Origin of the sequence: Sphingobium sp. MI1205, from assembly GCF_001563285.1 — a bacterium.
GTDB lineage: Bacteria > Pseudomonadota > Alphaproteobacteria > Sphingomonadales > Sphingomonadaceae > Sphingobium.
The window spans coordinates 2,828,800-2,853,528 of record NZ_CP005188.1 but is presented as its reverse complement, the minus strand read 5'-3'; the positions used below and the strand labels follow the sequence as shown (position 1 = coordinate 2,853,528).

At 64.0% G+C, this 24,729-nt stretch carries 29 protein-coding genes and 1 other RNA gene; 17 read left to right on the top strand and 13 right to left on the bottom strand.

From position 1 onward, the window contains the following. Positions 1–3: 3 nt before the first annotated feature. On the top strand, positions 4–750 hold the full coding sequence (locus K663_RS14105) for an HAD-IIB family hydrolase (protein ID WP_062118829.1): 747 nt from the start codon (positions 4–6) through the stop codon (positions 748–750). A 23-nt stretch (positions 751–773) separates the two neighbouring features. After that, positions 774–2,423, top strand: a complete 1,650-nt coding sequence (locus tag K663_RS14100; RefSeq protein WP_062118826.1) for a molybdopterin-dependent oxidoreductase — start codon at positions 774–776, stop codon at positions 2,421–2,423. Here K663_RS14100 and K663_RS14095 read toward each other — a convergent pair. After that, positions 2,420–3,592, bottom strand: a complete 1,173-nt coding sequence (locus K663_RS14095; protein WP_062118823.1) for a glycosyltransferase — start codon at positions 3,590–3,592, stop codon at positions 2,420–2,422. The two genes, K663_RS14100 and K663_RS14095, sit on opposite strands and share 4 nt — an antisense overlap. Positions 3,593–3,650: 58 nt before the next feature. Then, on the bottom strand, positions 3,651–4,214 hold the full coding sequence (locus K663_RS14090) for a helix-turn-helix domain-containing protein (protein WP_062118820.1): 564 nt from the start codon (positions 4,212–4,214) through the stop codon (positions 3,651–3,653). A gap of 97 nt (positions 4,215–4,311) precedes the next feature. On the opposite strand from K663_RS14090, the gene K663_RS14085 reads away from it, so the two are divergent. Beyond that, complete coding sequence (locus K663_RS14085; RefSeq protein WP_062120980.1) at positions 4,312–4,770, top strand: DUF6456 domain-containing protein; 459 nt, start codon at positions 4,312–4,314, stop codon at positions 4,768–4,770. Positions 4,771–4,775: 5 nt separating this feature from the next. Here the strand turns inward: K663_RS14085 and K663_RS14080 are convergent, their stop codons facing one another. The 4 genes from K663_RS14080 to K663_RS14065 are packed head-to-tail and all read right to left on the bottom strand — an operon-like array spanning position 4,776 to position 7,396. Beyond that, positions 4,776–5,321, bottom strand: a complete 546-nt coding sequence (locus K663_RS14080) for an NUDIX hydrolase (protein ID WP_062118818.1) — start codon at positions 5,319–5,321, stop codon at positions 4,776–4,778. Continuing rightward, positions 5,318–5,995: a TPM domain-containing protein gene (locus K663_RS14075; protein ID WP_062118815.1), complete on the bottom strand. Its 678-nt coding sequence runs from the start codon at positions 5,993–5,995 to the stop codon at positions 5,318–5,320. Before K663_RS14075 ends, K663_RS14080 begins: the two co-directional genes overlap by 4 nt. Then, entirely contained in the window at positions 5,995–6,783 is a 789-nt protein-coding gene (locus tag K663_RS14070) for a TPM domain-containing protein (protein ID WP_062118812.1), read from the bottom strand. The genes K663_RS14075 and K663_RS14070 overlap by 1 nt, the downstream gene beginning before the upstream one ends. 7 nt (positions 6,784–6,790) lie before the next feature. After that, positions 6,791–7,396: a LemA family protein gene (locus K663_RS14065; protein WP_062118809.1), complete on the bottom strand. Its 606-nt coding sequence runs from the start codon at positions 7,394–7,396 to the stop codon at positions 6,791–6,793. Between the two features lie 101 nt (positions 7,397–7,497). Here K663_RS14065 and mscL point away from each other — a divergent pair, with 101 nt between their 5' ends. The 11 genes from mscL to K663_RS14010 all read left to right on the top strand — a co-directional run bounded on the left by mscL (position 7,498) and on the right by K663_RS14010 (position 16,011). Continuing rightward, positions 7,498–7,929, top strand: a complete 432-nt coding sequence (mscL, locus tag K663_RS14060) for a large conductance mechanosensitive channel protein MscL (RefSeq protein WP_062118806.1) — start codon at positions 7,498–7,500, stop codon at positions 7,927–7,929. Between the two features lie 146 nt (positions 7,930–8,075). Beyond that, positions 8,076–8,348: a hypothetical protein gene (locus K663_RS14055; RefSeq protein WP_062118803.1), complete on the top strand. Its 273-nt coding sequence runs from the start codon at positions 8,076–8,078 to the stop codon at positions 8,346–8,348. Between the two features lie 136 nt (positions 8,349–8,484). Next, positions 8,485–10,848: a chemotaxis protein CheA gene (locus tag K663_RS14050; protein WP_062120977.1), complete on the top strand. Its 2,364-nt coding sequence runs from the start codon at positions 8,485–8,487 to the stop codon at positions 10,846–10,848. 11 nt (positions 10,849–10,859) lie between these two features. Continuing rightward, positions 10,860–11,297 (top strand): chemotaxis protein CheW, encoded by a 438-nt coding sequence (locus K663_RS14045; protein ID WP_062118801.1) that lies wholly within the window; start codon positions 10,860–10,862, stop codon positions 11,295–11,297. 79 nt (positions 11,298–11,376) lie between these two features. Then, a complete protein-coding gene (locus K663_RS14040) occupies positions 11,377–11,742 on the top strand; it encodes a response regulator (RefSeq protein ID WP_062118798.1) in 366 nt (121 codons plus the stop codon). Positions 11,743–11,799: 57 nt separating this feature from the next. Further along, positions 11,800–12,882: a chemotaxis protein CheB gene (locus K663_RS14035; protein ID WP_062118795.1), complete on the top strand. Its 1,083-nt coding sequence runs from the start codon at positions 11,800–11,802 to the stop codon at positions 12,880–12,882. Then, positions 12,879–13,751 (top strand): CheR family methyltransferase, encoded by an 873-nt coding sequence (locus K663_RS14030; RefSeq protein ID WP_062118791.1) that lies wholly within the window; start codon positions 12,879–12,881, stop codon positions 13,749–13,751. The genes K663_RS14035 and K663_RS14030 overlap by 4 nt, the downstream gene beginning before the upstream one ends. Before the next feature lie 150 nt (positions 13,752–13,901). Next, the gene (locus K663_RS14025) at positions 13,902–14,600 is read left to right on the top strand and encodes an N-acetylmuramoyl-L-alanine amidase (RefSeq protein ID WP_062120974.1); all 699 of its coding nucleotides are present in this window, start codon (positions 13,902–13,904) and stop codon (positions 14,598–14,600) included. A gap of 29 nt (positions 14,601–14,629) precedes the next feature. Then, an RNA gene (gene rnpB, locus K663_RS14020) (RNase P RNA component class A) lies at positions 14,630–15,014 on the top strand. Between the two features lie 122 nt (positions 15,015–15,136). Further along, a complete protein-coding gene (locus K663_RS14015; protein ID WP_062118788.1) occupies positions 15,137–15,685 on the top strand; it encodes a J domain-containing protein in 549 nt (182 codons plus the stop codon). Beyond that, complete coding sequence (locus tag K663_RS14010) at positions 15,658–16,011, top strand: hypothetical protein (protein ID WP_062118785.1); 354 nt, start codon at positions 15,658–15,660, stop codon at positions 16,009–16,011. Before K663_RS14015 ends, K663_RS14010 begins: the two co-directional genes overlap by 28 nt. Here K663_RS14010 and K663_RS14005 read toward each other — a convergent pair. After that, the gene (locus K663_RS14005) at positions 15,995–16,429 is read right to left on the bottom strand and encodes a hemerythrin domain-containing protein (RefSeq protein ID WP_062118781.1); all 435 of its coding nucleotides are present in this window, start codon (positions 16,427–16,429) and stop codon (positions 15,995–15,997) included. The genes K663_RS14010 and K663_RS14005 overlap by 17 nt on opposite strands. A 124-nt stretch (positions 16,430–16,553) precedes the next feature. Further along, the gene (locus tag K663_RS14000) at positions 16,554–17,165 is read right to left on the bottom strand and encodes a superoxide dismutase (protein WP_062118778.1); all 612 of its coding nucleotides are present in this window, start codon (positions 17,163–17,165) and stop codon (positions 16,554–16,556) included. A 209-nt stretch (positions 17,166–17,374) separates the two neighbouring features. On the opposite strand from K663_RS14000, the gene K663_RS13995 reads away from it, so the two are divergent. Beyond that, positions 17,375–17,938: a urate hydroxylase PuuD gene (locus K663_RS13995; protein ID WP_062118774.1), complete on the top strand. Its 564-nt coding sequence runs from the start codon at positions 17,375–17,377 to the stop codon at positions 17,936–17,938. A gap of 44 nt (positions 17,939–17,982) precedes the next feature. Here the strand turns inward: K663_RS13995 and ispZ are convergent, their stop codons facing one another. From ispZ to K663_RS13970, 5 genes are all read right to left on the bottom strand, one after another. Then, positions 17,983–18,630: a septation protein IspZ gene (gene ispZ, locus K663_RS13990; RefSeq protein WP_062118772.1), complete on the bottom strand. Its 648-nt coding sequence runs from the start codon at positions 18,628–18,630 to the stop codon at positions 17,983–17,985. A 103-nt stretch (positions 18,631–18,733) separates the two neighbouring features. After that, positions 18,734–19,672, bottom strand: a complete 939-nt coding sequence (gene ftsY / locus K663_RS13985) for a signal recognition particle-docking protein FtsY (protein ID WP_062118769.1) — start codon at positions 19,670–19,672, stop codon at positions 18,734–18,736. Continuing rightward, positions 19,665–21,044, bottom strand: a complete 1,380-nt coding sequence (mtaB, locus tag K663_RS13980; protein ID WP_062118765.1) for a tRNA (N(6)-L-threonylcarbamoyladenosine(37)-C(2))-methylthiotransferase MtaB — start codon at positions 21,042–21,044, stop codon at positions 19,665–19,667. Before mtaB ends, ftsY begins: the two co-directional genes overlap by 8 nt. Positions 21,045–21,046: 2 nt before the next feature. Further along, complete coding sequence (gene dapF / locus K663_RS13975; protein WP_062118763.1) at positions 21,047–21,847, bottom strand: diaminopimelate epimerase; 801 nt, start codon at positions 21,845–21,847, stop codon at positions 21,047–21,049. Between the two features lie 66 nt (positions 21,848–21,913). Further along, positions 21,914–22,399, bottom strand: coding sequence for a glutathione peroxidase (locus K663_RS13970; RefSeq protein WP_062120971.1), 486 nt, complete (start codon positions 22,397–22,399; stop codon positions 21,914–21,916). A gap of 294 nt (positions 22,400–22,693) precedes the next feature. Here K663_RS13970 and ffh point away from each other — a divergent pair, with 294 nt between their 5' ends. Together ffh and rpsP are read left to right on the top strand one after the other, a co-directional pair. After that, a complete protein-coding gene (gene ffh / locus K663_RS13965) occupies positions 22,694–24,142 on the top strand; it encodes a signal recognition particle protein (RefSeq protein ID WP_201026638.1) in 1,449 nt (482 codons plus the stop codon). A gap of 103 nt (positions 24,143–24,245) precedes the next feature. After that, positions 24,246–24,725 carry a 30S ribosomal protein S16 gene (rpsP, locus tag K663_RS13960; RefSeq protein WP_062118759.1) on the top strand — a complete coding sequence of 160 codons (480 nt, stop codon included), beginning with the start codon at positions 24,246–24,248 and terminating at the stop codon, positions 24,723–24,725. Positions 24,726–24,729: the final 4 nt, after the last annotated feature.

Here is a 24,729-nt window from a genome sequence, read left to right as displayed (position 1 = left end):
CCCATGAAAGAGTTGATCGCCTTCGATCTCGACGGAACGCTGGCGGAAAGCAAGCAGCCTCTTGAGCAGGAAATGGGCGATGCGCTCGCCGATCTGCTGACGGTTGCCCATGTCGCGGTGATTTCGGGCGGCGACTGGCCGCAGTTCGACAAGCAGGTCGCCAGCCGCCTTCCGGCCCGCGCGGATCTGGCGCGGCTATGGCTGATGCCGACCACGGGCACGAAGCTCTACACGCATCGGAACGGCGCATGGTCGCCGGTCTATGCCGAACTGTTCGACGACGCGCAAAAGCAGAAGATTCTCACCGCCTTTGACGAATCGCTCGAAGCGACCGGCTTCGTTCCACAGGAAACCTGGGGCGATCGGATCGAGGATCGCGGCAGCCAGATCACCTTTTCCGCATTGGGACAGCAGGCGCCGGTCCATGCGAAGGAAGGATGGGACCCGGACTTCGCCAAGCGCCGCATCATCCAGGCCGACCTGCGTGAACGCCTGCCCGGCCTGTCGATCAACATGGGCGGCGCGACGTCGATCGACATCACGCGGGAAGGGGTGGACAAGGGCTATGGCCTCAAGAAACTGCGCGACGCGAGCCGCATCGCGCTGGACGCCATGATGTTCATCGGCGACGCGATCTTTCCCGGCGGCAATGACTATCCTGCCAAGCAGATTGGCCTGGACACCGTGCGCGTGCGTGATCCGCAGGAAACGCTGTCCGTCGTCGCCGCGATCGTCGCGTGCCAGAAATGACCCGGCCCGGCTGACGCAGGCTGATGGCTATCGTCCGAACGCTTTGCGGTCAGTGCGCGGTCGGTTGTGGCGTGCGCGCCGTGACGGACGAAGGGCGCAGCCTGTCCTTCGAAGGCGATCCGGTGCATCCGGCCAATGGCGGGCTGCTGTGCCCGCAAAGCGATGCGCTCGCCGCGATGTCGTCCCTCGATGGACGGCTGCTTCACCCGATGCTGGATGGCCAGCGCATCGGCTGGCAGCGCGCGATCGGCCATGCGGTCCGGCGCCTGAAGGATGTACTGGCCAGGCATGGCCCCGACAGCGTCGCGATGCATGTCGCAGGCAATCTGCTGACCGAAGACTATTATGTCGCCAACAAGCTGATGAAGGGCTTCGTCGGCTCTGCCCATATTGACGGCCCCAGCTGGCAGGATGGTGGCATGGAGGCCGCCTATCGCGCTGGGCTGGGCGAAGATGTCGTGCCCGGAAGCTATGAGGATGTGGACCGGGCCGACCTGATCCTCGCCGTGGGCGCTTCTACGCTGCTGCGGCATCCGGTGCTGGTTGATCGCATTCGGATGGCGCGCGAGCATGGGGACGCCAGGCTCATCCTCTTGACCGATGGGCAGGATGCGCCGGAAGTTGCGGCGGATTTGCACCTGTCCATCGTGCCGGGCAGCGCCGCCGCCATGCTGTCCGGCCTGCTGCTGCACGGCCATGACAGCGGTCTGCTGGCGGTCGATTTTCTGTCGCGCCATGTGTCCGTATCGGAGGATTTCTGGACCCGCTTGCGGCCCGATCATGATCTCTGGTCGGTGGGCCGCCGCTGCGGACTGGCCCCTGCCGACGTCCGCGCCTTCTACGATCTGTTCGCCTCAACGCGGCGCGTAGTGACGCTATACGGCCCGGCTGCGGGGGAGGAGCATGACCAGCGCCTGCCCCAGGCGATCCTGAACCTGTATCTGGCGATGGGCTGGATCGGAACCCCCGGCGCCGCGCCGATCGGCATCGCCCGCGCGCCCAATGCGATGGGCGAGCGCGAAGTGGGGTGCGACAGCGGGCAACTCGCCGCGCATCGGGACTTTTCCACCCACTCAATCGCCCAGGCCGCGCGCTTCTGGGGCGCGCAGCGGATGGCGGAGCAGCCCGGCCTGACTGGCGCGGCGCTGGCTGGAGCGATCGGGGATGGGCAGATAAAGCTGCTCTGGCTGCTGGGCGGTCTGCCGCCCCTTGGCAATCCGCTGCGCGCGACGCTGGGCAAGCTGCCCTTTGTCATCCTGTCCACGCCCTGGCTTGAACCGGGCCTGCCGCCGGAGGGCCTGCTGGCTCTGCCTTCGCCCGTCTGGATCGAAAAGGATGGCACCGTAACGGGCGCCGACCGGCTGATCAGCCGTCAACGCCGCCTTTTCCCCCTGCCTGGTGAGGCAAGGCCGGACTGGTGGAGCCTGACCCAGGTCGCGCGGTCGATGGGATGGCATGACGCCTTTCACTATGAGCGGCCCGCCGAAATCTATCGTGAGCATGCGCGGCTGACCGCTTATCGGAATGAGGGCGAAAGGCTGCTGAACCTGCGCCGTCATGCGCCGATCTCCAACCCGGCCTATGATGAACTGACGCCATGGCGCTGGGGCGAGTTGCCGTTTGACGGCGGGCATTTCCTTAACCCCGATGGCAAGGCCCGGCTGCTTATCTAGCCGCCCCGCGCGATGCCCTTCAGGTGGTGGAGCAGCAGGTCGCCATTCGCTTCCCAGGTGAAACGCAGCGCCGTGTCGCGCACCGCTTCCCGTTCGGGCGGGTGCGTCAGAAGGTCGCCGATGGCCGTCGCGATGGCATCCGGATCCCGATCGACGATATGGCCCGCTTCCGGCCGGTCGAGCAGTTCGCGCGCTCCGCCCACATCCGTAATGACGATCGGCGTGCCGCAGGCGAGCGATTCGACCCAGGCATTGGCCAGCCCTTCGGACGAGGAGGGGAGGGCCATGACATCGGCGGCGGCGTAGATACGTGGCAGCCGGTCATGCGGAACGGATCCCAGAAAGCCTATGCGCCGATCGACGCCCAGTTCCTCCGCCTGTTTTTCCAGCGCGCGGCGATATTGCCCCTGTCCCGCGAACAGCAGCGTGACGCCCGGCAGGCGGGGAAGCGCCTGCACCAGCAGTTCCTGGCCCTTGCGAGGGATAAGCGCACCGACGCAGAGGATCACCGGCCCTTCAAATCCCAACGCTTCCTTGGCCGCGGCGCGATCGGCGATCTCGAAGCGGTCCAGATCGACCCCGGTATAATGGACGCGGATTTTTTCGGCATCCATGCCCATCTTGATCATCGACCGGCGCATCGCGCTGGATACCGCCAGCAGGCCGGACGCGCCGTCCCCGGCTCGCTTGACCAGGCCGCGCGTGTCCCTGCGCCTGCCCCAATAATGGATGTCCGCGCCGCGCGCCTTGACCGAATAGGGGATACCGAGCGCGCGCGACAGGCGCTGCGCGACCGGGCCATCGGGAAAGAAGAAGCTGGCGTCGATGACGTCGAAGGGCTGCTGTTCGTGCAGATGCTGGATCAGCGGCAATATGGCCCGCGTCATGTTCCGCACGTTGATGCGCGCGCCGATCTTGGGAATGGTGGAAAAAAGCGGGCGATAGACGGTCAGGTCCTGCCATCTTTCCTTGCGCGGCAGGGCGCGGAGGGCGGCATAGTGATCGGAAAGCCCGATCGGCCAGATGGGGACGCCCAGCGGCGCTACGACCGTCACCGTCACATCCGGGCGGCTGGCTAGCTCGCGGGCTTGGCGCTCGACGAACACCCCGAAATTGGGCCGGCTCATGTCCGGGAAGAGCGTCGATAGCGTAAGGACATTCAGCGTCATGCCGTCTCCCTTATGGCATCGCGGTTAATTGAGAGTTAGGGCTGAAGCATCGCCTTGGCTATAATTGTCTCACCAACTGCACTGCGACTGCGCCCCAGGGTGGGTCGCTGATCACCTGCTGGCGGCTGCCGCTGCCCAGCGGCAGGATGTGCAGCCTGTCGCCTTCGCGGCCGATCAGCCTGCCGAACAGGAAGCGCCCGGCCTGTCGCGGCAACAGGATGTCGCGGTTGAGCGCGCTGGCAAATTCATCGGGGCCGATCCGGCGGCACCAGATTTCGTCGCCGCTGCGATAATCGCCGATGCTCGCCGACACCTGCACGCCGATCATGGCGTCGGCAGGCACGGGCGGCGGAAAGGACAGGCTGCGGGTCGGCGCTCGCGCGCCTTCCGGGCCTAGAAGCGCGGCGACCGGCACGATGCTTTGCCCCGGCAGCGCCACCAGTTCGGATGATCCCACGCCCAGCGCCTGGGCTATGCGGTTCAGCCAGTTGACCGATACGGTTCGCGTGCCCGTTTCCAGCCTGCCGATCGTCTGCGCCGTGGTCGGCGGCTGGCAAAGGGCAGCGACCTGCTCCAGCGTCAGCCCCTTTGCCTTGCGAACCTCTCTGATGCGGGTAATCATGCCTGTTCCAGATTTTACCTATTTGGTTTTTCGACTTTCCTACAAATGGTTCGTCATGGCAAGGCGATTCCTGTCATTCGTCTATCAGGAGGGCCAGATGCGGAATCAGTGCGTGGAGCAGAAGATCGAGGACCCGGCCGGACATGTCCAGACAGTGGCCATCAATATCGGCGAATCGCCGATCTCCTGGCTTCACGCTCGCGGGCATTTGAGCGAACGCCAATATCGCGCGGGCGAACTGCTGCGCGCGGACTGGGAAAGGGCGGGACTTGGTCCTCGCGTCACGATGCGATGGGATGCCGCGCCCGCCAGCGGCAGCCGAAGGGGCGGGACAGGTGCGCCCGACCCGACGGTGGCTCAGATGTCGGCCCGCGAACGCTTCCACGCCGCCATCGCTGCGGCAGGACCGGGGCTGAGCGACATATTATGGCGCGTCGCCTGCGCGGGCGAAGGGCTGGTCGCGGCGGAACGCGCGCTCGGCTGGCCCAGCCGGGCGGGCAAACTCGTGCTGACCCTGGCGCTGGATCGGGTGGCGAACTGGTACAGGGTGCCCTAAGCCGCCTAACGCGCTATTTCAGCGCCCAATAGCAGCAGCAGCTTTACGTCGATCGCAAAACCCTCGGCGCGCCAGGCGGCGATCTGGCTGGTGATGTTGGCGAGGGGCACGCGGTGGACGCGAATATCCTCACCATCCACGCCGCCGCCTTCGCCGGTCTTGCGCAGGTCGTGGGCGCGGAACAGGCAGAAGCTTTCCGACACCATGCCGGGCGAACTGTAGAAATCGCCCGCCGCTTCCATCCGCCCCGCGCGATATCCCGTTTCCTCCTCCAACTCGCGCGTTGCGGCCAGGGCGGATTCCTCGCCTTCCTCATCATCGCCGACAAGGCCAGCGGGCAGTTCGATGCAACGGCGGCCCAGCGGCACGCGGAACTGATCGACCAGCAGGACATGGCGCGTGCCGTCCGCGTCCTCGTCGATCGCCAATATGACGGCGGCGTGGATGCCACGTGCGCGTCCGACATATTCCCACCTGCCGCGTCGCTTGGCAGTGATGAAACGGCCCGACCACATGATTTCCTCTGCGGCGGCCATGTCCTGTTCGCTCATAATTCGATCAGCCTGTCTGGCAATTCATTGGGATTGTCGGCGCTGCGCGGGAAATGGCGGGCCAGCACGGCGCCCACCTGCCGGACGGCTTCCGCCATGCCATCGCCAGTGCGGCCGTCGCGCACGGCATCGATCATCGCCGCCATCGCATCGCCCCAGACGTCCGGGGTCACTTTCTGATTGATCGCCGCGTCCGCGATGATTTCGGCGCGGTGCTCATCAAGGGAAAGATAGATGAGGACGCCCGTCTGCGCCTTGGTCCGGCCCAGTGCCACCGCACGGAACAGGGTCATCGCCCGTCGCCGCACCCGCCGCGCCTTGGTCGTCCGGGGCGTGAGCGCAAGCCGCAGCGGCATCCAGGCAAGGATGTAGCGCACGGCCAGGAATGTCACGAGGAGCAGTCCCAGCAGGACCGTCAGCAGTTTCCAGTCTTCAACCTCATGCTCCCAACTGAGCAGCAGCCAGGAGCAGAGTGCCCGGAAATGCGCGGGGAATGCGGCCGCGATGGAAAGCGCCACGAATACCGCGCCGATGGCCCAATGCAGTCCGGCGTCATGATAGGCGTCGGATCGCCGGGCGACGATCGTCACGATCTCGCCATCGGTTTCCTGTTCCGCCTGGGCCACCGCATGGGTGACCAGATCATGGTCGGCCTGGCTCAAACGAAGACGCATCACCATCCCCCCGACGCGCCGCCGCCGCCGCCACTGCCGCCGCCGCCGGAAAAGCCACCGCCTCCCCAACCGCCGCCACCGCCGCCCCAGCTGTCGCCCGATCCCCAGCCAGATCCGCCGACGCCCGGGCCCCAGATGACGATCGGCCCCGCGCCGCCGCGATAACGCCTGCCGCCGCGCCGCCCGAAGATCGTCGGCACGATGATGAAGGCCGCAATAGCGATCCAGAAGATCAGGATGAGGGGGCTGCCGCTGCCCCGGTTGCCTTGCTGTGCCTTTTCCGCCGCCAGCGCCTGTGCCCGTGCCTCATCGGGTGGCAGGCTGAGAAGGGTTATGAGAGCATTGGTCCCGGCCTCAATGCCACCCGCCATGTCGCCCGCCTTGAAGCGCGGCGTGATGGAATTGCGGATGATCTGGGACGACAGGGCGTCGGTCAATATGCCCTCCAGCCCATAGCCCACCTCGATGCGTACCTTGCGCTCCCTGGGCGCGACGATCAGCAGCGCGCCGTCATTGCGCTCCTTGTCGCCGACGCCCCATGCACGGAGCAGGCGGTAGCCATAATCGGATATGTCATAGTCCTGCAGGCTGGGCAGCGTGGCGACCACCACTTGTCGGCCGCTTTCCTTTTCCAATGCCGCCAGCCGTTCCGTCAGCGCCTGTTCCTGCGCGGGTGAAAGCAGCGCGGCGTCATCCACCACCCGCCCCGTCAGCTTGGGAAATGTCTGCCCTTGCGCCGCCGGTATCCACACCAGCAGTGCAAGGATCAGGATCAGGCGGCGGATCATGCGCGCTTCAGTTGCCGAAATCGACCTTGGGCGCTTCATCGGCTCCCGGAGTAGTCGCCTGGAACGGCGTCATCGGTTTTGCGCCATGGATGATCTTGGCGCCGATCGCGTCAGGGAAGGTGCGAATGAGCGTATTATAGGCGCGAACCGCTTCATTATAGTCCCGGATGGATACGGCGATGCGGTTCTCCGTTCCTTCCAGTTGCGACTGGAGGTCGAGGAAATTCTGGTTTGCCTTCAGGTCTGGATAGGCCTCCACCGAAGCGAGCAACCGGCCCAGCCCCTGACCCAGTTGCGCCTGGGCCTGCTGGAACTGCTGCACCTTGGCCGGGTCCGACAGGTCGTCGGCGCTGACCTGGATGGAGGTCGCCTTCGCGCGGGCCTCGGTCACGCCGATCAACGTGTCCTGCTCCTGCTTGCCGGCCGCCTTGACGGTTGCGACCAGATTGCCGACCAGGTTGGCGCGGCGCTGATATTGGGCCTGGACATCGGCCCATTTCGCCTTGGCCTCTTCCTCGGCCGCCGGAACGCTGTTGATGCCGCAGGCGGACAGCGCGAACGCCGACAGCAAGGGCAAGAGAAACGCAGGGGAAAAACGGCGCAGGATCGTCATGGAACATCCTCGTCTTGTTACGAGGACGGAAATAGGTGGTTGTGGATGCGGGCGCAACGGCTCATCCTGTTAAACATGCAATCACGACAAGGGGTTCGTAAATGGGGCTGATTTCCGAATTCAAGACATTCATAAATCGCGGTAATGTCATCGACCTGGCGGTGGGTGTCATCATCGGCGGGGCCTTTGCCACCATCACCAAGTCGGTGACCGATGATCTCATCATGCCGTTGATAGGCTTCCTGTTCGGGGGTGCCGACTTTTCCAGCTACTTCATCCGGCTCGGCGATATTCCGCCTGAGTTCAAGGGCGATCCCGGCAGCTATGCCGATTTGAAGGCTGCTGGCGTCGCCATGCTGGGATGGGGCGAGTTCCTGACCGTGCTCGTCAATTTCCTGATCCTGGCGTTCATCATCTTCCTGCTGGTGAAGGCGGTGAACAGGCTGATGCCGAAACCCGGCGAAACCGCGCCCGCAGCCACGCCGGAAGACATATTGTTGCTGCGGGAAATTCGGGACAATCTGAAAAAATAAGTCGTTTCTGCGACGAAAGGAGTCCTGCGATGGGAACCATCTGCCGTGCGACCAGTTGATCGCGGTCAGAGTTCCGGGTGCACTGTGCTGCCGGGCCTCTTGCCGAATGACGTCAGCCCCTGGGGGGCGCAACAGGAGAAAACGCCGTGAAAACCATCGTCTCAGTTCTTGGCCTGGCCAGCTTGATCGCGCTTGCTGCATGCGATTCCAAGCAGGAAAACCAGGTCGAGAACGCATACGAGAATCAGGCGGACGCCATCGACAACCAGGCCGATAATATGGAAGAGATGGCCGATAACCTGTCCGGCAACGCCGAAGAGGCTGCTGAAAATGCCGCCGACGCCCTTGAAAACAAGGCTGACGCGACCCGCGAAGCGGGCGAGGCGGCCGGTGACGCCGTTGAAGACAAGGTCAACTAAGCCTTCGCATAACAAGCAAAAGGGCGTCGCGATAAAGGTCGCGGCGCCCTTTTTGCTGCCGGGGCAACGTCTTTAACGGGCCTTTAACCACGCTCTCCCCATGGTGCCGACGCGCGCATCCGTGAAGGCCAAGGGAATGGACGAGTTACTTCAGGAATTCATAGCTGAAACGCAGGAAACGCTGGAAGCCTTGGCAAGCGAGGTCGTCGCGTGGGAAGCGGACCCCGGCGATCGCGACCGGCTGGACGCCATTTTCCGCTTCTTCCACACGGTCAAGGGTAGCTGCGGCTTCCTGAACCTGCCGCGCTTCGAGCGATTGAGCCACGCGGCTGAGGATGTGCTGTCGGAAATCCGCAATGGCAATCGCACTGCCGATCCCGGCACCGTCAGCGCCGTGCTGGGCATCATGGACCGCATCGCCGAACTGGCTGAAGCGGTGGCGATCGGTGCGGCGCTGCCGGACGAAAATGACGATTATCTGATCGGCGCCCTGACGCAGCCGGTGCAAGGCGCAGCGCCCGAGGCGGCGGCCCCTGCGGTGGAAACCACGCGGCAGGGCGGCGCGCAGGCCGTGCCCCGCACCATTCGCCTGCCGCTGTCGCTGATCGACCAGTTGATGAATGGCGTGTCCGACATGGTGCTGGCCCGCAACGAACTGTCGCGCAAGTTGCGGGAGCGGTCGGGCGACCCGGAACTGGAAAGCGCGTTCGAACGGCTGTCGACCTGTGTGGCCGACATGCGCGACGCCATCTCCAAAACCCGTATGCAGCGTGTCGATCGCCTGTTCACCGCCATCCCCCGCATGGTCCGGGATCTTGGCCGCGAACTGGGCAAGAAGATCGACCTGGTCCTTGAGGGCGGCGACGTCGAGATGGACCGCGAAATGGTGGAGATGGTGGTCGATCCGCTCACCCATATCGTGCGCAACAGCATCGACCATGGCATCGAAACGCCCGAGGAGCGCCGTGCGCTGGGCAAGCCGGAAGCGGGCACGCTGAGGTTGCAGGCCCGGCAGTCGGGCAACCAGATCGTCATCGAGATCAGCGACGATGGCCGTGGTATCGACACGGCTCGGCTTGTGGAAAAGGCGGTGGGCGGGGGCAGGCTGTCGCGCGACGCGGCGGTGAAGATGAGCGAGGCCGAAAAGCTGGACCTTATTTTCCATGCGGGCCTTTCGACCGCGCAGGCAGTCACCGCGATTTCGGGCCGTGGCGTCGGAATGGACGTGGTGCGCGCCAATGTCGAACGAATCGGCGGCGTGATCGCACTTCATAGCGAATTTGGCCGCGGGTTGCGCATCATCCTGCGCGTGCCCCTGACGCTGACGATCATTCCTGGCCTCATCATCCGTTCGGGTGGGCTTCATTTCGCGATACCGCGCGCGGCTGTCGTGGAAATATTGCACGATAATAATGAAACGCTGCACGTCGCCGAAGTCGGCGGTGCCAAGATCGCGACGATCCGGTCCGTGCGGCATTCCATGATAGATCTGGAAGATGTTCTGGGGATGCAGAAGCTGGCGCAGGCTGGCCCCCGCGCGATCATGGTCGTGCGTTCCGCGACCGGCGTTCCCTTCGCGCTGGGCGTTGCCGCCGTCGATAATCATGAGGAACTGGTTATCCGGCCCGCTTCGCCGCTGGTGATGGCCACGGGCGTCTATGCCGGCATGACGCTGCCGGACAATGGCAAGCCGATGCTGCTGCTGGATGCGGCGGGGTTGGCGAATGCCGCCTGCCTGCCGAACATTGCCGACGACCGGGCCGACCGTCAGGCGGAAGAAGAGGATGTGCGTGCAGCGCGGACGGAGATGGTCTCCGCGCTCCGCTTTGAAGAACTGTCGGGTGAAAAGCGGCTGATCAAGCTGTCGCTGGTCGAGCGGGTCGAGGATGTCGATGTGACGCTGTTCGGCCGGTCGGGCGCGCGCGCCTTCGTGCGTCTCGATGGCAGGCTGGTGCCTGTCGTCAACGGCGTTCACGCCTTTGCAGCGGACCATGTATCGGCGCTGCGCCTGCGCGATGGCACGCGGGAAGCCTGCTATCCGGTGGCAGCGGTGCTCGATATCGTGGAGATGCCCGCCGTGCCCGACATGGTCGCGATGCACGGCTTGCTGAGCGGCGTTGCGGTGATCGACGGCGAACATCTGGAAGTCATCAATCCCTTCGCCCTGTTCGCCGCCTTGCCCGACGGCCCGCTTGTGGAGCGGACGCGCGGACGCTGCGTGCTGGCGGACAGTCAGGATGGGTGGACGCGCGAGATATTGGCGCCGCTGCTCCGGCAGGCCGGGCACGAGGTCATTCTGGGGCTGCCGCAGGATGAGGCGGTCGATCCGGCCGACATCGTGCTGTGTTCGGACGGCGATTCGTCTCAGGCGGCGGAGATATTGGGTTGCCGCGTCGTGCAGTTGCGCGCCTCGCCACGGCCCACGGGGCCGCAGGACAGCAGCATTTACCGTTATGATCAGGATGCGCTGATGGCCGCCATCGCTGGCGCGCGGCGTTAAGGAGACAGTCGATGGAGCAGCTTTATCTTCTGGCGACCCTGGCCGGCACCCGCGTCGCCGTTGCTGCGCAAGAGGTGGAGGCGGTGGTGAAACTCGCCGATATTTCGCCTGTGCCGGGCATGCCCGCCCATGTGGCGGGGCTGTCGGCACTGCGCAGCCGCGTCCTCACGATCATCGACGTGCCCGCCTTGATACGCGGCACGCCCACGCCATCGGCCCAATGCGGCCTGGCGATCATCGCCGACATCAGCGGGCACAGCTATGGCCTGATGGTCGATGCGGTCCACGACATCTGCCAGGTGCCTGAAGGCGAGCTGCCCCTGCGCGGCCAGCTCGACCGTGCATGGTCGCCCTATGCGCGGGCAATCGTCGAACAGGACGGCCAGCCGCACCTTCTCGTATCGCTCGCCAGCTTCATCGAATCCGGTTTCCTCGCGCAAGCGGCATAAATTTCCGGGCCGTTTACGAATTACTCGGCTTTGGCGGCTAATCTCTTCTTCGCAGGAAGAAAAATCAAAGGGACGCTTCATGAAAAACTGCCTGGTAGTCGATGATTCCAAGGTTATCCGCAAAGTTGCGCGGCACATATTGGAGTCGCTGGACCTGACGGTGACCGAAGCGGTCGATGGACAGGATGCGCTGACCCAATGTGAGGCTTCGGCGCCCGATGTCGTGCTGCTGGACTGGAACATGCCGGTCATGAGCGGCATGGAATTTCTTCAGGCGCTTGCCACGGCGAAAGTCACGGCCCGGCCCAAGATCATTTTCTGCACCACGGAAAATGGCATCGGTCACATCAAGGCGGCGGTGGAAGCAGGGGCCGACGAATATGTCATGAAGCCTTTCGATCGCGAGACGCTTGAAAGCAAGCTGGCGATCGTCGGCGTCATTTAGCGCCTGTTTTTCTCCATTCTCGCTCTTCGTTTCCCATTTTCGTTCGAAAGTCCCCAGATGACCGCCGTCATGCCGATCATGGCCAGCCACAGCAGACCACCGGTCCGCACGATGGTTGTCGATGATTCGGTCGTTGTGCGGACGGTCATCGAACGGATATTGAACGGCGATCCCGCCTTTTCCGTGGTTCACAAGACCAGCAGCGCCGAACAGGCGTTGGGCTTTCTCGCCGGGAATGATGTCGATCTGGTTCTGCTGGACATCGAACTGCCGGGGCAGAGCGGGCTGTCGGCTCTGCCAGCCTTCCTGCGTGCCAATCCGCGTGGGAAGGTGGTCATCCTTTCGGGCAATTGCCAGGAAGGCAGCGCGGCGGCGATCGAGGCGCTGGCGCTTGGCGCAAGCGACATTCTTGCCAAACCCGGCAGCGGCAGCTTTGGTGAGACGTTTCCCCAATCGCTGATCGAACGCCTGTCCCGCCTGTTCGGCGGCAATACCGCTACCCAGGGCGACGCGCAGCCCCTTCAGATGGCTGCGGCGCAGGCGAATGCGCCGCTCGCCTGCCTGGGTATCGGGGCATCGACCGGGGGCATCCACGCGCTCAGCCAGCTGTTTGCCGGCATGTCCGCGCCGCTCGGCGTGCCGATCCTGCTCACGCAGCATCTGCCGGTCAGCTTCACATCCTATTTCGTTCAGCAGCTTGCGCGGATGACCAGCCTGCGGGTGAAGGTCGCCGAACAGGGAGAGATTCTGAAGCCCGATACGGTCTATGTCGCGCCGGGCGACGCCAATCTTCAGGTGCGTCGCGGTCTTTGTGATCGCGTAATGGTCGTCTTGAGCCCTCAGCGTACGGCCGCGGGCAATCTGCCCGGCGTCGATCCGATGTTCGCCAGCATGGCGGAAGCCTATGGGCCAGGTGCGGCGGGAGTCGTGCTTACCGGCATGGGGCGCGACGGCACCGTGGGCGGACGCGACATCGTCGCCGCGGGCGGCTGGATCGTCGCCCAGAATGAAGCGAGCAGCGTCGTATGGGGCATGCCCGGATCGGTAGCGACGGCGGGGCTGAGCTGCGCGCTGCTGGACCCCTATGCCATCATGGATTTCGTCGCGAGACGCGGAAAGAGCAGAGGTTTGACACATTGACCCTTTCGACCGATTCATCCTCGCGCGGCTCGGCTCGTATCTTTTCCGCCCTGCTGGAGGCGCGTACGGGACAGATTCTGTCCGAAAACCGCGCCTGGCGCATGGAAACCGCGCTGAAGCCGGTCATGCGCAGTCGCGGCATGGCCGACATGGACGAACTGGCCGCCGGGCTGCTGGGCAATCGCGATCCGGCGCTTGAGAATGAAGTAGTCAATGCGCTGCTCAACAATGAAAGCAGCTTTTTCCGTGATCTCCAGATTTTCGACATGATCCACCGCAGCATCCTGCCCGCCTTTCATGCGGATCGGCGGGACCGGGTCCTGCGGATCTGGAGCGCGGGTTGTTCGACCGGCCAGGAAGCCTTTTCGCTCGCCCTTCAGTTGCGCAACGACATGGCGCGCTGGCGCGGGTGGCGCATAGAGATACTGGCGACGGATATTTCAGGCGCAGCCATAGAGCAGGCGCGCAACGGCATCTTTTCGCAGATGGACGTTCAGCGCGGCCTGGCGGTCGGCGACCTCATCAAATGGTTCGAGCCGGTGGGCGATAATTGGCGCGCCAGTCCCGAATTGCGTCGGATGATTGATTTTCGCACGGACAACCTGTTCGACGCCAAGGCGCCGTCGGGCGAATATGACCTGCTGCTCTGCCGCAATGTGCTGCTCTATTTCACGCAGGAGCGGCGGCAGCAGGTGTTCCACTTGCTCACCCGCCACAGCAGCGAACGATCGGTGCTGCTGCTGGGGGCGGGCGAGACGGTGATCGGCCATAGCGACGATTTCATCCCCCATCAGGAATTTCGCGGCGCCTATGCGCGTCGCCCCCAGGGTAGCCGGATCGCGGTCACGCCTCTTCGCCGCGCAGTCTGACGCCGCCCATCGCGGCGCATCTGTTCATCGCATAGCCCACATGAAACGCGCTCGCGCTTGATCGGCTGGGCGCTCTCGGCCATTGTCCGCCCTGCGGCTGTGCGCCCTGCCGTGGCGCGACGAATATATGTGGTGGTGATTGCTTTTCCGATGACCGATATGCCGATGATCGACACGCCGTCGCCCAATTTCGACGACCGCAAGCTGCCCATATCCATGCTGGTGCTGCACTATACCGGCATGCCGGACGCGCCGAGCGCGATAAACTGGCTGGCCAGCGGCGAATCCAAGGTGTCTGCCCATTATGTCGTGACCGAGACGGGCGAGATCGTCCGCATGGTCGATGAAGGCAAGCGGGCCTGGCATGCGGGCCGGTCGCACTGGCGCGGCATCAACGACGTCAATTCGGCGAGCATCGGGATAGAGATCGTCAACCCCGGCCATGAATGGGGCTATCGACCCTTCCCGGACGCGCAGATCGGATCGCTTGTCCCGCTGATGCACGACATCGTGCAGCGCCACGGCATCACCCGCGGCAATATCGTGGGCCACAGCGACGTGGCGCCAGCGCGCAAGCAGGATCCGGGCGAGCTTTTCCCCTGGTGGCAACTGGCCAGGTTGCGGCTTGCCCTGCCGCGCCCGACCCGCAATCTCATGGACCCGCATTGGAGCGACGGGGGCTTCATGCTCGCGCTGGAGCGTTTCGGCTATGACATTACGGAGCCGGAGGCGGCGGTCGTCGCCTTCCAACGCCGTTTCCGCCCCGAACTGATCGACGGGATCATTGACGGGGAATGCCGCGCGATCCTGCTCGCCCTGCTGCTGCCCAAGCCGAGGGGGGATGACTAAGGCGGCAACCCTGTGTATAGCGCGTGACGCCAGAGGGCCGGGCGGCCGCGGCGTGGCGGGTAACTTCCACGGCGAGGAAAGTCCGGGCTCCACGAAATGACGGTGCCGGCTAACGGCCGGCTGGAGTGATCCAAGGGACAGTGCAACAGAAAGCAGGTCGCTAAGGCTTAGGCCCAGCGAAATTGAAAGGGTGCGGTAAGAGCGCACCGCGTCTCCGGCAACGGAAGGCGGCACGGTAAACCCCACCGGGAGCAAGACCGAATAGGGGCGGCGCGCAGCTCGACTGCTAGGCTGATTTCGGCTGAGACCGCCCGGGTTGGTTGCTTGAGGGCCGGAGCAATCCGTCCCCTAGAGGAATGGTCGCCACTCTCCGTCAGGGGAGGACAGAACCCGGCTTACAGGCCCTCTGGCAATGAAGATTCCGCCTTTCCATGTGACGATGGAAAGGGCCAGCAACCGGCTTTCAACGCTTTGCGTAAGCTGAAAAATCAACCGCCGGGGTGGCGTTCCGCCTGCGGCCTGCCTAATTTGGAACCATGGCAAGAAGCAGCCGATCAAATGACTGGGGTTTTCCGCGCTGGCGCAGCTACGGCGCTTCGCGAGAGGCGCAGCAGGTGCGCCTGTGCGACCGGCACGGTTGCGACAAACCCGGCGGCTGCCCTGCGCCAAAATCGCCCAACAGCCCTGAGCGCTGGTATTTCTGCACCGATCATGCGGCCGAATATAACCGCAACTGGGACTATTTTCAGGGCCTGGACAAGGAAGAGCGGGAACAGCGCGAGCGGGATGAACGTCGCGATGCGAACGGGTTTCAAAGCAGCGCCTATCATGGATGGGGCGGGCCGGGCGACGGCAGTCGATCGCGCGACGAACTGCACGCGCTCAAGGCGCTGGAGCTTGAGGACGACGCCGATTTTGAAGCGGTGAAGAAAAGCTGGCGCCGTCTGGCCAAGGAAAATCACCCGGACGTCAAGCCGGGTGATGCCGATGCCGCAGTGCGTTTCCACACGATCCAGGCCGCTTACGAAGTCCTGCGCTCGGCGGAGGAACGACGCAGTTGGAAGCCGCGCGAGGCGGCCGATTGAAGGATCATGTCCGCTCCAACTGGCACCATGCCGTGCTGGTCTGCCGCAAATGCTCAAAAAAGCTCGACGGGGGCTTTGGTCCCGATGGTGACGAGCGGCTGGCCAAGGCTCTGCGCAAGCATCTTTCCCTGAAAAAGGGGCGCAAGGCAGCCGCAGGCATCATCGAGGTCAACTGCCTGGGCGTCTGTCCCAAAGGGGCGGTGACGGTCGTCAACGGTGCGCAGTCGCGGGACTGGCTGCTGGTCAAGCGGCACGCTGATCTGGCCGAACTGGCCGCGATGCTGGGCCTCGCCCCGGCGGACAGTGGCGTCAGCCCGCCCGCCTGATCTGGGGCGCTTTCAGCGCCGCCTCGGTCGACAGGGCCTTGAGCAGCCGGTTTTCCTTGTCGATGCGACGCATGATCGCTTCGATCATGTCGCGGGTTTCGCGACAGAAACTGCGCCAGTCGCGCGCGATCCGGTCGTCGTTCCACTGCGCCATATATTGGGAAAATAATTGGGCCAGCGGCGCCACCTCGACCTGCAACTGCGCCGCTGTTTCGCGCAGTGGATCATCAGGTCGCCGCTTCATGGAGGGGTAGAAGATGTGATCTTCCAGGGCGAGGTGCGCCATCAGTTCGCGGGCAAACTGCCAGCGCAAGGTGCCTAGCGGCTGGGGATTGCCATCATCGGCAACGGCCAGGAGGAGCTTTTCCGCCAACGCGTGAAGCGCGTGATGCTGGCTTTGCAACAGCTCGATGTTCATGCGACGCTTCCTCTTTTTAGGAAGCCTTGTCCGCCAAACGCGTTAAGAAACCGTTGGGAAAGAGGCAGAATTTTTTCAGCGATGCCGCCCGCCGCACATTTGCGGCGGCGGGCGGCGGCACGGATCAGCCCGGCTGGTCGGCGCGGCTCACGCCTTCGCCGTCCAGATTCTGCGCGACGAAATCCCAGTCGATCGCTTCCTTGAGCACCCGGTCGGCATAGCTGGGGCGCAGGTTGCGATAGTCGATATAATAGGCATGTTCCCACACATCGAGGATCATCAGCGGCGTATGGCCATGCGCGACGGGGGTATCGGCGTCATGATAGCTGGTCACTTCCAGCTTGCCGTCCTTCAGGATCAGCGCGGCCCAGCCGCTGGCGAAGTGCCCCACGGCCTCGGCCTTCAGCTTTTCGATCAACCCATCGACAGAGCCGAAGCCCTCATTGATGAGGTTGAGCAGCGTGCCGCTCGGCTGCTTCTTTTCGGGTGAGAGCGACAGCCAGTAGAATGTGTGGTTCCAGATCTGGCCAACCTGGTTGAACAGCCCGCCCTTGCTGGTCTTGATCAGTTCGACCAGCGACTTGCCCTGCAAGGCGGGATCGGCGGCGACCAGTTCATTGGCCTTCGTCACATAGGCATTGTGGTGCTTGCCATGATGATAGTCGAAGGTTTCGGCGGAAAGAATGTCGCCAAAGGCGTCCTTGGCATAGGGAAGGTCAGGCAGAACAAAGGCCATGTCGGAACTCCTCGGGTTCTTGGATGGATGGCCGCATAACGAGGGTGCGGCCGGAAGGCTCCCTGCCCCTAGCAGTCTTATTGCACCGCAGAAAACACGATATTTTCTTTTAAACGCACGGAAATATCCATGTGACAGGTGCGAAATGATGACCTAGCATCATCGGTCAGGCAACCCGCAAGCGGTCGCCGGACATGGGGGTAGGATCAATGGCAAAATTCTTCGGTAATCTGCATCTTGTGCTGGCCGCGGGGCTGGTGCTGTCACTGGTGGTAATTTTCGCGGTTCCCGCCAACACGATCCCGGAACAGGCGATCCTTCGCTGGCTGCACCTGTTCTTTGGCGTCACCTGGATCGGCCTGCTTTATTATTTCAACTTCGTCCAGATCCCGACGATGCCCAAAGTGCCGGCGGAACTGAAGCCGGGCGTGTCGAAATTCATCGCGCCGTCCGCTCTTTTCTTCTTTCGCTGGGGCGCGGCGTTGACGGTGCTGACCGGCGTCATCATCGCATGGCGCAGCGCTTATCTGGTGGAATCGCTGACCTTGACGCCCGGCTTCGTGCTGATCGGCATTGGCATGTGGCTGGCCCTGATCATGGCCTTCAACGTCTGGTTCATCATCTGGCCGAACCAGAAGAAGGCGCTGGGGATCGTGCCCGCCGAAGACGCGGCAAAGGCAAAGGCTGCGACCACCGCGATGATCTTTTCGCGCACCAACACGCTGCTCTCGCTGCCGATGCTGTATTGCATGATCAACTTCAACGGCGGCTGAACTTCGCATGCGGGCGGGGTCGGGCGCGTCCCAGCTTCGCCCGCCTAGCCCTGCGGCGGGGTCGTTTCGCCGATTTCCTCGCTGTCGAGCTTGTTGCCCAGCGCAAGCCCGTGCCGCATCAGCATGGGAATGTTCGCGGCGGCAAAGACGACCGACACGACCGTCACGCCCCACACCTTGATCGCCAGCCACGCGTCGAAGCTCATCGACCGGCGCATAGCCTCATTGGCGATGGCCATGCCGACGAAGAATATGGCCCAGTTGCGCGACAGCTTGCGCCAGCCTTCGTCGCTCAGTCCGTCATAGGCCGCCTGCAACAGATATTTGAGCAGCGCCTTGCCGCGCATCAGCCCGCCAAACAGCATCAGCGCGAAGAAGCTGTAGATGATCGTCGGCTTGATCTGAATGAACCGCTGGTCGTGGAAATAGATGGTAAGGCCGCCGAAAAACAGGATCAGCATCGCCGAAAGCCACAGCATCGGCGACACGCGGCCCAGCTTTACCTTGGAAATGATGACGGCGATGATGATCGCGGCCATGAAGGCGGCGGTGCCGATCGACATGGCGGTGATCGGATTGCCGCCGCCCCATATCCAGCCGACGCCCTTGTAGGTCAGGAAAAAGACCAGCAGCGGGCCGAAATCGAGCGCGAGGCTGAGATTGCCGCCATGGGCGGGCTTGGTGTCGGCCATATGAATTTACTCCGTCATCCCGGCGCGAACCGGAATCTCGTGCGGCAGGACAGTGCCAGACAGGCACAAGGCCCCGGTTTCCATCGGGGCGACGAAAATGGATTCAGCGCGCATAGGCCGTCCCCGCGATCGCCCGCGCCATGTCGCGAGCGTCGAAGGGCCGCAAATCCTCGATCTTCTCGCCCACGCCGATGGCATGGATGGGCAGGCGGTATTTCTCCGCCGCCGCGACCAGAACGCCGCCGCGCGCCGTGCCGTCCAGCTTGGTCATGACCAGCCCCGTCACCTGCGCGACTTCCTTGAAAACCTCGATCTGGCTCAACGCATTCTGTCCCGTGGTGGCATCCAGCACCAGAACAACGTCATGCGGGGCCGCCGGGTTCAACCGGCCAAGCACGCGGCGGATCTTCGCCAGCTCGTCCATCAACTCGGTCTTGTTCTGAAGCCGCCCCGCCGTATCGACGATCAGCACGTCGATGCCCGTTTCCGTCGCCTGCTTGACCGCGTCGAACACGATGCCCGCCGCGTCGCCGCCTTCCTTGCCCGCGACGATGGGGATGCCCAGCCGCTCGGCCCAGACCTTCAGCTGCCCGATCGCCGCCGCGCGGAACGTGTCGCCCGCCGCCAGCATCACGCCATAATCCTGCTCCAGCAGCAGGTTGGCGAGCTTGGCGATGGTGGTGGTCTTGCCCGAACCGTTGACGCCGATGACCAGTATGACCTGCGGACGCGGAAAGGCTTCGATTTCCAGCGGCCGGGCCACCGGGGCCAGCACCTTCTCGATTTCCTCCGCGATGATCTCGCGCAGATATTCCTCGGTCAGTTCGCGATTGTAGCGACCTTCGGACAGGCGGTCGCGCACGCGGGCGGCCATGGCGGGGCCAAGGTCGCTGACGATCAGCGCCTCCTCGATCTCGTCCAATGTCTGGTCGTCGAGCGCGGCCTTGGAGAAAAGGCCGGTCAGATTCTCGCCGAGCTTGTCGGATGTGCGCTTCAGTCCGCCGAACAGGCGGTCGCGCCAGCTGTTGCCGGGTTCAGTCATCAGCCGCCTCTTGCGCGATCAGGACGCCATTCTCAAGCGCCGTGATGCGCGCGCGGATGATGGAGGAGGGGGATTGCGGCGCGGCGAAGCGAACCGGGGCGAAATTTTCGGCATGGCCGGTCGTCGCGTTACGCTCGACCAGCACCGACTGCGATGATCCGATCAGGCCCCGGAGCCAGTTCTGCCGCTGCGCCTCGCACGCTGCGCGCAGGCGGGCGGCGCGGGATTTGATGATGGCGCGATCGACCTGCGGCATGCGCGCGGCGGGCGTGCCCTGACGCGGCGAATAGGGGAAGATATGGCCGTGGACGATGTCGCACTGCTCGACCAGCTTCAGGCTGTTTTCGAACATCGTCTCATCTTCGGTCGGGAACCCGGCGATAATGTCCGCGCCGATGCTGATCGCCGGCCGCGCAGCTTTCAGCCTTTCGACGATGCCGATGGCGTCGGCCCTGCCATGGCGGCGCTTCATGCGCTTGAGGATCATGTCATCGCCAGCCTGTAGCGACAGGTGCAGATGCGGCATCATGCGCGGCTCGTGCGCCAGCAGGTCGAACAGCCGTTCGTCTATCTCGACGCTGTCGAGGGAGGAAAGGCGCAGGCGCGGCAGGTCCGGCACGGCCTTCATCAGCCGCTCGATCAGCAGGCCGAGCGACGGCGCGCCGGGCAGGTCGGGACCGTAGCTCGTGACATCCACGCCGGTCAGCACGATTTCCCGATAGCCCGCATCGACCAGCTCGCGGGCCTTCTCGATCACCGCGCCTGCCGGGACGGATCGGCTGTTTCCCCGGCCATAGGGGATGATGCAGAAGGTGCAGCGATGGTCGCACCCATTCTGCACCTCCAGAAAGGCGCGGGCATGTTCGGCAAAGGCGCTCGCCATGTGCGGCGCGGTTTCGCGCACCGCCATGATATCGGACACGCGGACCTTGTCCGTCACCTCAAGGCCGTTCGCCACTCCGGCCGCGCCATAATCCGCCACCCCGGCAACGTCATCCGTCACCCCAGCGAAAGCTGGGGTCTCATTCCCCACCCCGCACCCCATGGCGGCAGATCCCGCCGTCCGCCGCGACGACGAATAGTGACGGGCTTCCATCTTCTCCCGGTTGCCGATCACCGCGTCGACCTCCGCCATCGCCGCGAAGGTCTCCGGCTCGGTCTGCGCCGCGCAACCCGTCACCATGATTCGCGCGTCGGGTCGCTCGCGCCGCGCCCGCCTGATCGCCTGGCGCGTCTGCCGCACCGCCTCTGCCGTGACCGCGCAACTGTTGACGACGATCAGGTCATCCTGATCGCCCGCCATCTCGCGGATCGCCTCGCTTTCCGCGATGTTGAGGCGGCAGCCCAGGGTGATGATCTGCGGGCCACTCATCGTCAAAAGCGGGCCCAGTCAGCCTCGCCATCAAAGACATGGGTGGCAGGCCCGGTCATCAGGATATGGCCCCCCGGCGTCCAGTCGATCACCAGATCGCCGCCGGGCAGGGTGACGCGGGTGGGACCGCTCACCAGCTTGCGCCGCACGGCGGCCACAGCGGTCGCGCAAGCGCCTGTGCCGCAGGCGCGCGTCAGGCCAGCGCCGCGTTCCCACACGATCAGGCGGATTTGATTGTCACCGACGACCTGCGCGAAATTCACATTCACCCGCGCCGGGAAAAGCGGATCGGTCTCGATCATCGGCCCCAACCGCTCGATATCCACTGCATCCAGGTCGTCGCAGAAGAAGATGACATGCGGGTTGCCGACATTGACTGCGGCGGGTGCGGGCAGATCCTCCCAGCTCACCGGCATGGCCAGCGTATCCATGGCGTAGGCGAGGGGGATGGCGTCCCATTCCAGCCGGGGCGCGCCCATGTCGACGCTCGCGCCGCCATCCACGCCTTTTGCGTCCAGCAGGCCCGCCTTCGTCTCGATCAGCACGTCGCGCCCGACGAACAGGGGCACGCAGCGCGTGGCATTGCCGCAGGCTTCCACTTCGCCGCCGTCGCTGTTGAAGATGCGCATCGACACATCGGCGCGATCCGACCGGCCGATCAGGATCAACTGGTCGCACCCGATCCCGGCATGGCGGTCGGCAATCGCCTGCGCGCGCGCCTGCGTCATCGCGACATCGCCATCCCGCGCGTCGATCACGACAAAGTCATTGCCCAATCCGTGCATTTTGGAAAAACGGCCCATAAGGGCGCGCATGTAGGGATTATGCGGGCAAAAGGCCAGCCTGTATGCCTGCTTTCGCGGGCCAGGCTACCGTTTGAGCAGGCGCTCGATGGTCGGGGCGATATTGGCAGGAGCCATTGTGGGGGCGTAACGCACGACGGGCTTGCCCGACCGATCGATCAGGAACTTGGTGAAGTTCCATTTCACTGCATTGCTGCCCATGATGCCGGGCGCAGCCGCCTTCAACCACATATAGAGGGGATGCGCTTGCGGTCCATTGACGTCGATCTTCTGGAACATCGGAAAGCTGACCCGATATTCGTTGGTGCACATGGCCTGGATATCCGCGGCGGCGCCTGGCTCCTGCTTGAAGAACTGGTTGCATGGGAAGCCCAGCACGACAAAACCCGCATTTCCATAATCTGCATAAAGCTGCTGCAGGCCGTCATACTGCGAGGTGAAGATGCATTTGCTGGCTGTGTTCACCACCAGTACGACTTGTCCGGCAAAGCGCGACAGCGGCGTGGGGGCTTCGTTGATATCTACCGCCCAAAAGTCCGATAAAGTAGTCAAAAGCATCCTGCCCTTTGTTTGATGGCGCCGCCCAATAGCGAATAGTGGTGACCAATTCGTCAATGGTCAGCCGTCTGGCGCGCCGACAGCCGCCTGTTCCCGTTGCATCCCGGTCCTCCTTGCGCTAAAGGCGCCCTGCAATCGGACGGTCCGCCGTCTGAATCCTGGCAAATCCATGGCGCTCGACAGGGGCACCGGATGGACGCTGGCCGGCGAGTTTTCGCCCGCCGGCGATTTTGTCGTTTGGCGGGATAGGCAGTATTTCCGGGTCTTTCCGGCCCAAATGAGGTGATAATGTTCGATTCGCTAAGCGATCGTCTGAGTGGGGTATTCGACAAACTGCGTGGGCGCGGTGCGCTTACGGAGGACGATGTCCGCGCCGCGATGCGCGAGGTGCGAATCGCGCTGCTTGAAGCAGACGTCGCCCTTCCCGTCGTGCGCCAGTTCGTCGAGCAGGCAACGGAGCGCGCGGTCGGCAGCGATGTGCTGCGGTCGGTCACGCCCGGCCAGATGGTCGTCAAGATCGTCAGCGACACGCTCACCGAAACGCTGGGGTCGGAAACGTCCGACCTGATGATCGACGTCTCCCCGCCCGCCGTCATCATGATGGTCGGCCTGCAGGGGTCTGGCAAGACCACCTCCACCGCCAAGATCGCCAAGCGCCTCAAGGAAAAAGAGCGCAAGAAGGTGCTGATGGCGTCGCTCGACGTCCAGCGTCCCGCCGCGCAGGAGCAGTTGGCGGTGCTGGGCACCCAGGCCGATGTGGCGACGCTGCCGATCGTGCCGGGCCAGCAGCCGGTCGAGATCGCCAGGCGCGCGTTGCAGGCCGCGAAGCTCCAGGGCTTCGACGTCGTCATGCTCGACACCGCGGGCCGCCTGCATGTCGATCAGGCGCTGATGGACGAGATGAAGGCGGTCGCCGACGTTTCCGATCCGGCTGAAATCCTGCTCGTCGTCGATTCGCTGACCGGCCAGGACGCGGTGAACGTGGCGAGCAGCTTCACCGCTCAGGTGCCGCTGACCGGCGTGGTGCTGACCCGCATGGACGGCGATGCGCGCGGCGGCGCGGCGCTGTCGATGCGCGCGGTGACTGGCCGCCCGATCAAGTTCGCGGGCACCGGCGAAAAGCTGGACGCGATCGAGCAGTTTCATCCCGCCCGCGTGGCGCAGCGCATTCTTGGCATGGGCGACGTCGTGTCGCTGGTCGAACGCGCCGCCGAGACGATCGACGCGGAGGAAGCCGACAAACTCGCCAAGAAAATGGCGAAGGGTCAGTTCGACATGAACGACCTGCGCAGCCAGCTGAACCAGATGCGCCGCATGGGCGGCCTTGGCGCGCTGGCGGGCATGTTGCCGGGCCTGAAAAAGGCGCAGGCGGCGATGGCCAACAGCGGCGCGAACGACAAGACGCTGGTGCATCTGGACGCGATGATCGGGTCGATGACGCCCAAGGAGCGCGAAAAGCCCGCGCTCATCAACGCCAAGCGCAAGATCCGCATCGCCAAGGGTTCCGGCCGCACCGTGCAGGAAGTCAACAAGCTCCTGAAAATGCATCAGGAGATGGAAACGGCGATGAAGAAGATCCGCAAGATGGGCGGCCTGAAAGGGCTGGCCAAGATGTTCACCGGCGGCGGGCTGGACGGCATGCTGGGCGGGGGCGGCGCGCCTCCGCAGGGCCTGCCGGGGCTGGGCGGCAACATGCCCAACCTGCCCCCCGGATTTCAGAATTTCATGAAGAAATAGCCCGTCATCCCAGCGAAGGCTGGGATCTCAGGCACAAGATCCCAGCTTCCGCTGGGATGACGAATTGAAGCTAAGTAGATTACAGTAGAAAGGTCAAAATTCCATGGCAACGTCCATTCGTCTTTCGCGCGGTGGTTCCAAGAAGCGTCCCTATTATCGCATCGTCGTGGCCGACAGCCGCGCGCCGCGTGACGGCAAGTTCATCGAGCGCATCGGCAGCTACAACCCCGTCCTGCCCAAGGGCGATGAAAAGCGCGTCGTTCTGGACGTTGAGCGCGCAAAGCACTGGGTCGCCGCCGGTGCCCAGCCGACCGACCGCGTTGCCCGCTTCCTCGACGCCGCGGGCGTGAAGGAACGCGCCGCCCGCAACAACCCGAACAAGGCTGAGCCGGGCCAGAAGGCCAAGGACCGCGCGGAAGACCGCGCCACCAAGGCCGCTGAAGCTGCCGAAGCCGCTGAAGCCGCCAAGGCCGCCGCTGCCGAAGCCGCCGCTGCTCCGGCTGCCGAAGAAGCTGCGCCCGCCGAGGAAGCTGCTGCGCCTGCCGAAGACGCCGCTCCGGCTGAAGAACAGGCCGAAGGCTGAATCC

Bases quoted from the DNA above. Each gene is read 5' to 3' on its own strand.
- ftsY (WP_062118769.1), bottom strand. From the start codon at position 19,672: ATGACTGAACCCGGCAACAGCTGGCGCGACCGCCTGTTCGGCGGACTG.
- K663_RS14050 (WP_062120977.1), top strand. From the start codon at position 8,485: ATGGACGAGTTACTTCAGGAATTCATAGCTGAAACGCAGGAAACGCTG.
- K663_RS14005 (WP_062118781.1), bottom strand. From the start codon at position 16,429: ATGAACATCGAGCTGTTGCAAAGCCAGCATCACGCGCTTCACGCGTTG.
- K663_RS14105 (WP_062118829.1), top strand. From the start codon at position 4: ATGAAAGAGTTGATCGCCTTCGATCTCGACGGAACGCTGGCGGAAAGC.
- K663_RS14065 (WP_062118809.1), bottom strand. From the start codon at position 7,396: ATGACGATCCTGCGCCGTTTTTCCCCTGCGTTTCTCTTGCCCTTGCTG.
- K663_RS14100 (WP_062118826.1), top strand. From the start codon at position 774: ATGGCTATCGTCCGAACGCTTTGCGGTCAGTGCGCGGTCGGTTGTGGC.
- K663_RS14000 (WP_062118778.1), bottom strand. From the start codon at position 17,165: ATGGCCTTTGTTCTGCCTGACCTTCCCTATGCCAAGGACGCCTTTGGC.
- K663_RS14040 (WP_062118798.1), top strand. From the start codon at position 11,377: ATGAAAAACTGCCTGGTAGTCGATGATTCCAAGGTTATCCGCAAAGTT.
- K663_RS14095 (WP_062118823.1), bottom strand. From the start codon at position 3,592: ATGACGCTGAATGTCCTTACGCTATCGACGCTCTTCCCGGACATGAGC.
- K663_RS14035 (WP_062118795.1), top strand. From the start codon at position 11,800: ATGACCGCCGTCATGCCGATCATGGCCAGCCACAGCAGACCACCGGTC.
- dapF (WP_062118763.1), bottom strand. From the start codon at position 21,847: ATGGGCCGTTTTTCCAAAATGCACGGATTGGGCAATGACTTTGTCGTG.
- K663_RS13995 (WP_062118774.1), top strand. From the start codon at position 17,375: ATGGCAAAATTCTTCGGTAATCTGCATCTTGTGCTGGCCGCGGGGCTG.
- rpsP (WP_062118759.1), top strand. From the start codon at position 24,246: ATGGCAACGTCCATTCGTCTTTCGCGCGGTGGTTCCAAGAAGCGTCCC.
- ispZ (WP_062118772.1), bottom strand. From the start codon at position 18,630: ATGGCCGACACCAAGCCCGCCCATGGCGGCAATCTCAGCCTCGCGCTC.
- K663_RS14015 (WP_062118788.1), top strand. From the start codon at position 15,137: ATGGCAAGAAGCAGCCGATCAAATGACTGGGGTTTTCCGCGCTGGCGC.
- ffh (WP_201026638.1), top strand. From the start codon at position 22,694: ATGTTCGATTCGCTAAGCGATCGTCTGAGTGGGGTATTCGACAAACTG.
- mscL (WP_062118806.1), top strand. From the start codon at position 7,498: ATGGGGCTGATTTCCGAATTCAAGACATTCATAAATCGCGGTAATGTC.
- K663_RS14025 (WP_062120974.1), top strand. From the start codon at position 13,902: ATGACCGATATGCCGATGATCGACACGCCGTCGCCCAATTTCGACGAC.
- K663_RS14090 (WP_062118820.1), bottom strand. From the start codon at position 4,214: ATGATTACCCGCATCAGAGAGGTTCGCAAGGCAAAGGGGCTGACGCTG.
- mtaB (WP_062118765.1), bottom strand. From the start codon at position 21,044: ATGAGTGGCCCGCAGATCATCACCCTGGGCTGCCGCCTCAACATCGCG.
- K663_RS14075 (WP_062118815.1), bottom strand. From the start codon at position 5,995: ATGCGTCTTCGTTTGAGCCAGGCCGACCATGATCTGGTCACCCATGCG.
- K663_RS14070 (WP_062118812.1), bottom strand. From the start codon at position 6,783: ATGATCCGCCGCCTGATCCTGATCCTTGCACTGCTGGTGTGGATACCG.
- K663_RS14085 (WP_062120980.1), top strand. From the start codon at position 4,312: ATGCGGAATCAGTGCGTGGAGCAGAAGATCGAGGACCCGGCCGGACAT.
- K663_RS14045 (WP_062118801.1), top strand. From the start codon at position 10,860: ATGGAGCAGCTTTATCTTCTGGCGACCCTGGCCGGCACCCGCGTCGCC.
- K663_RS14080 (WP_062118818.1), bottom strand. From the start codon at position 5,321: ATGAGCGAACAGGACATGGCCGCCGCAGAGGAAATCATGTGGTCGGGC.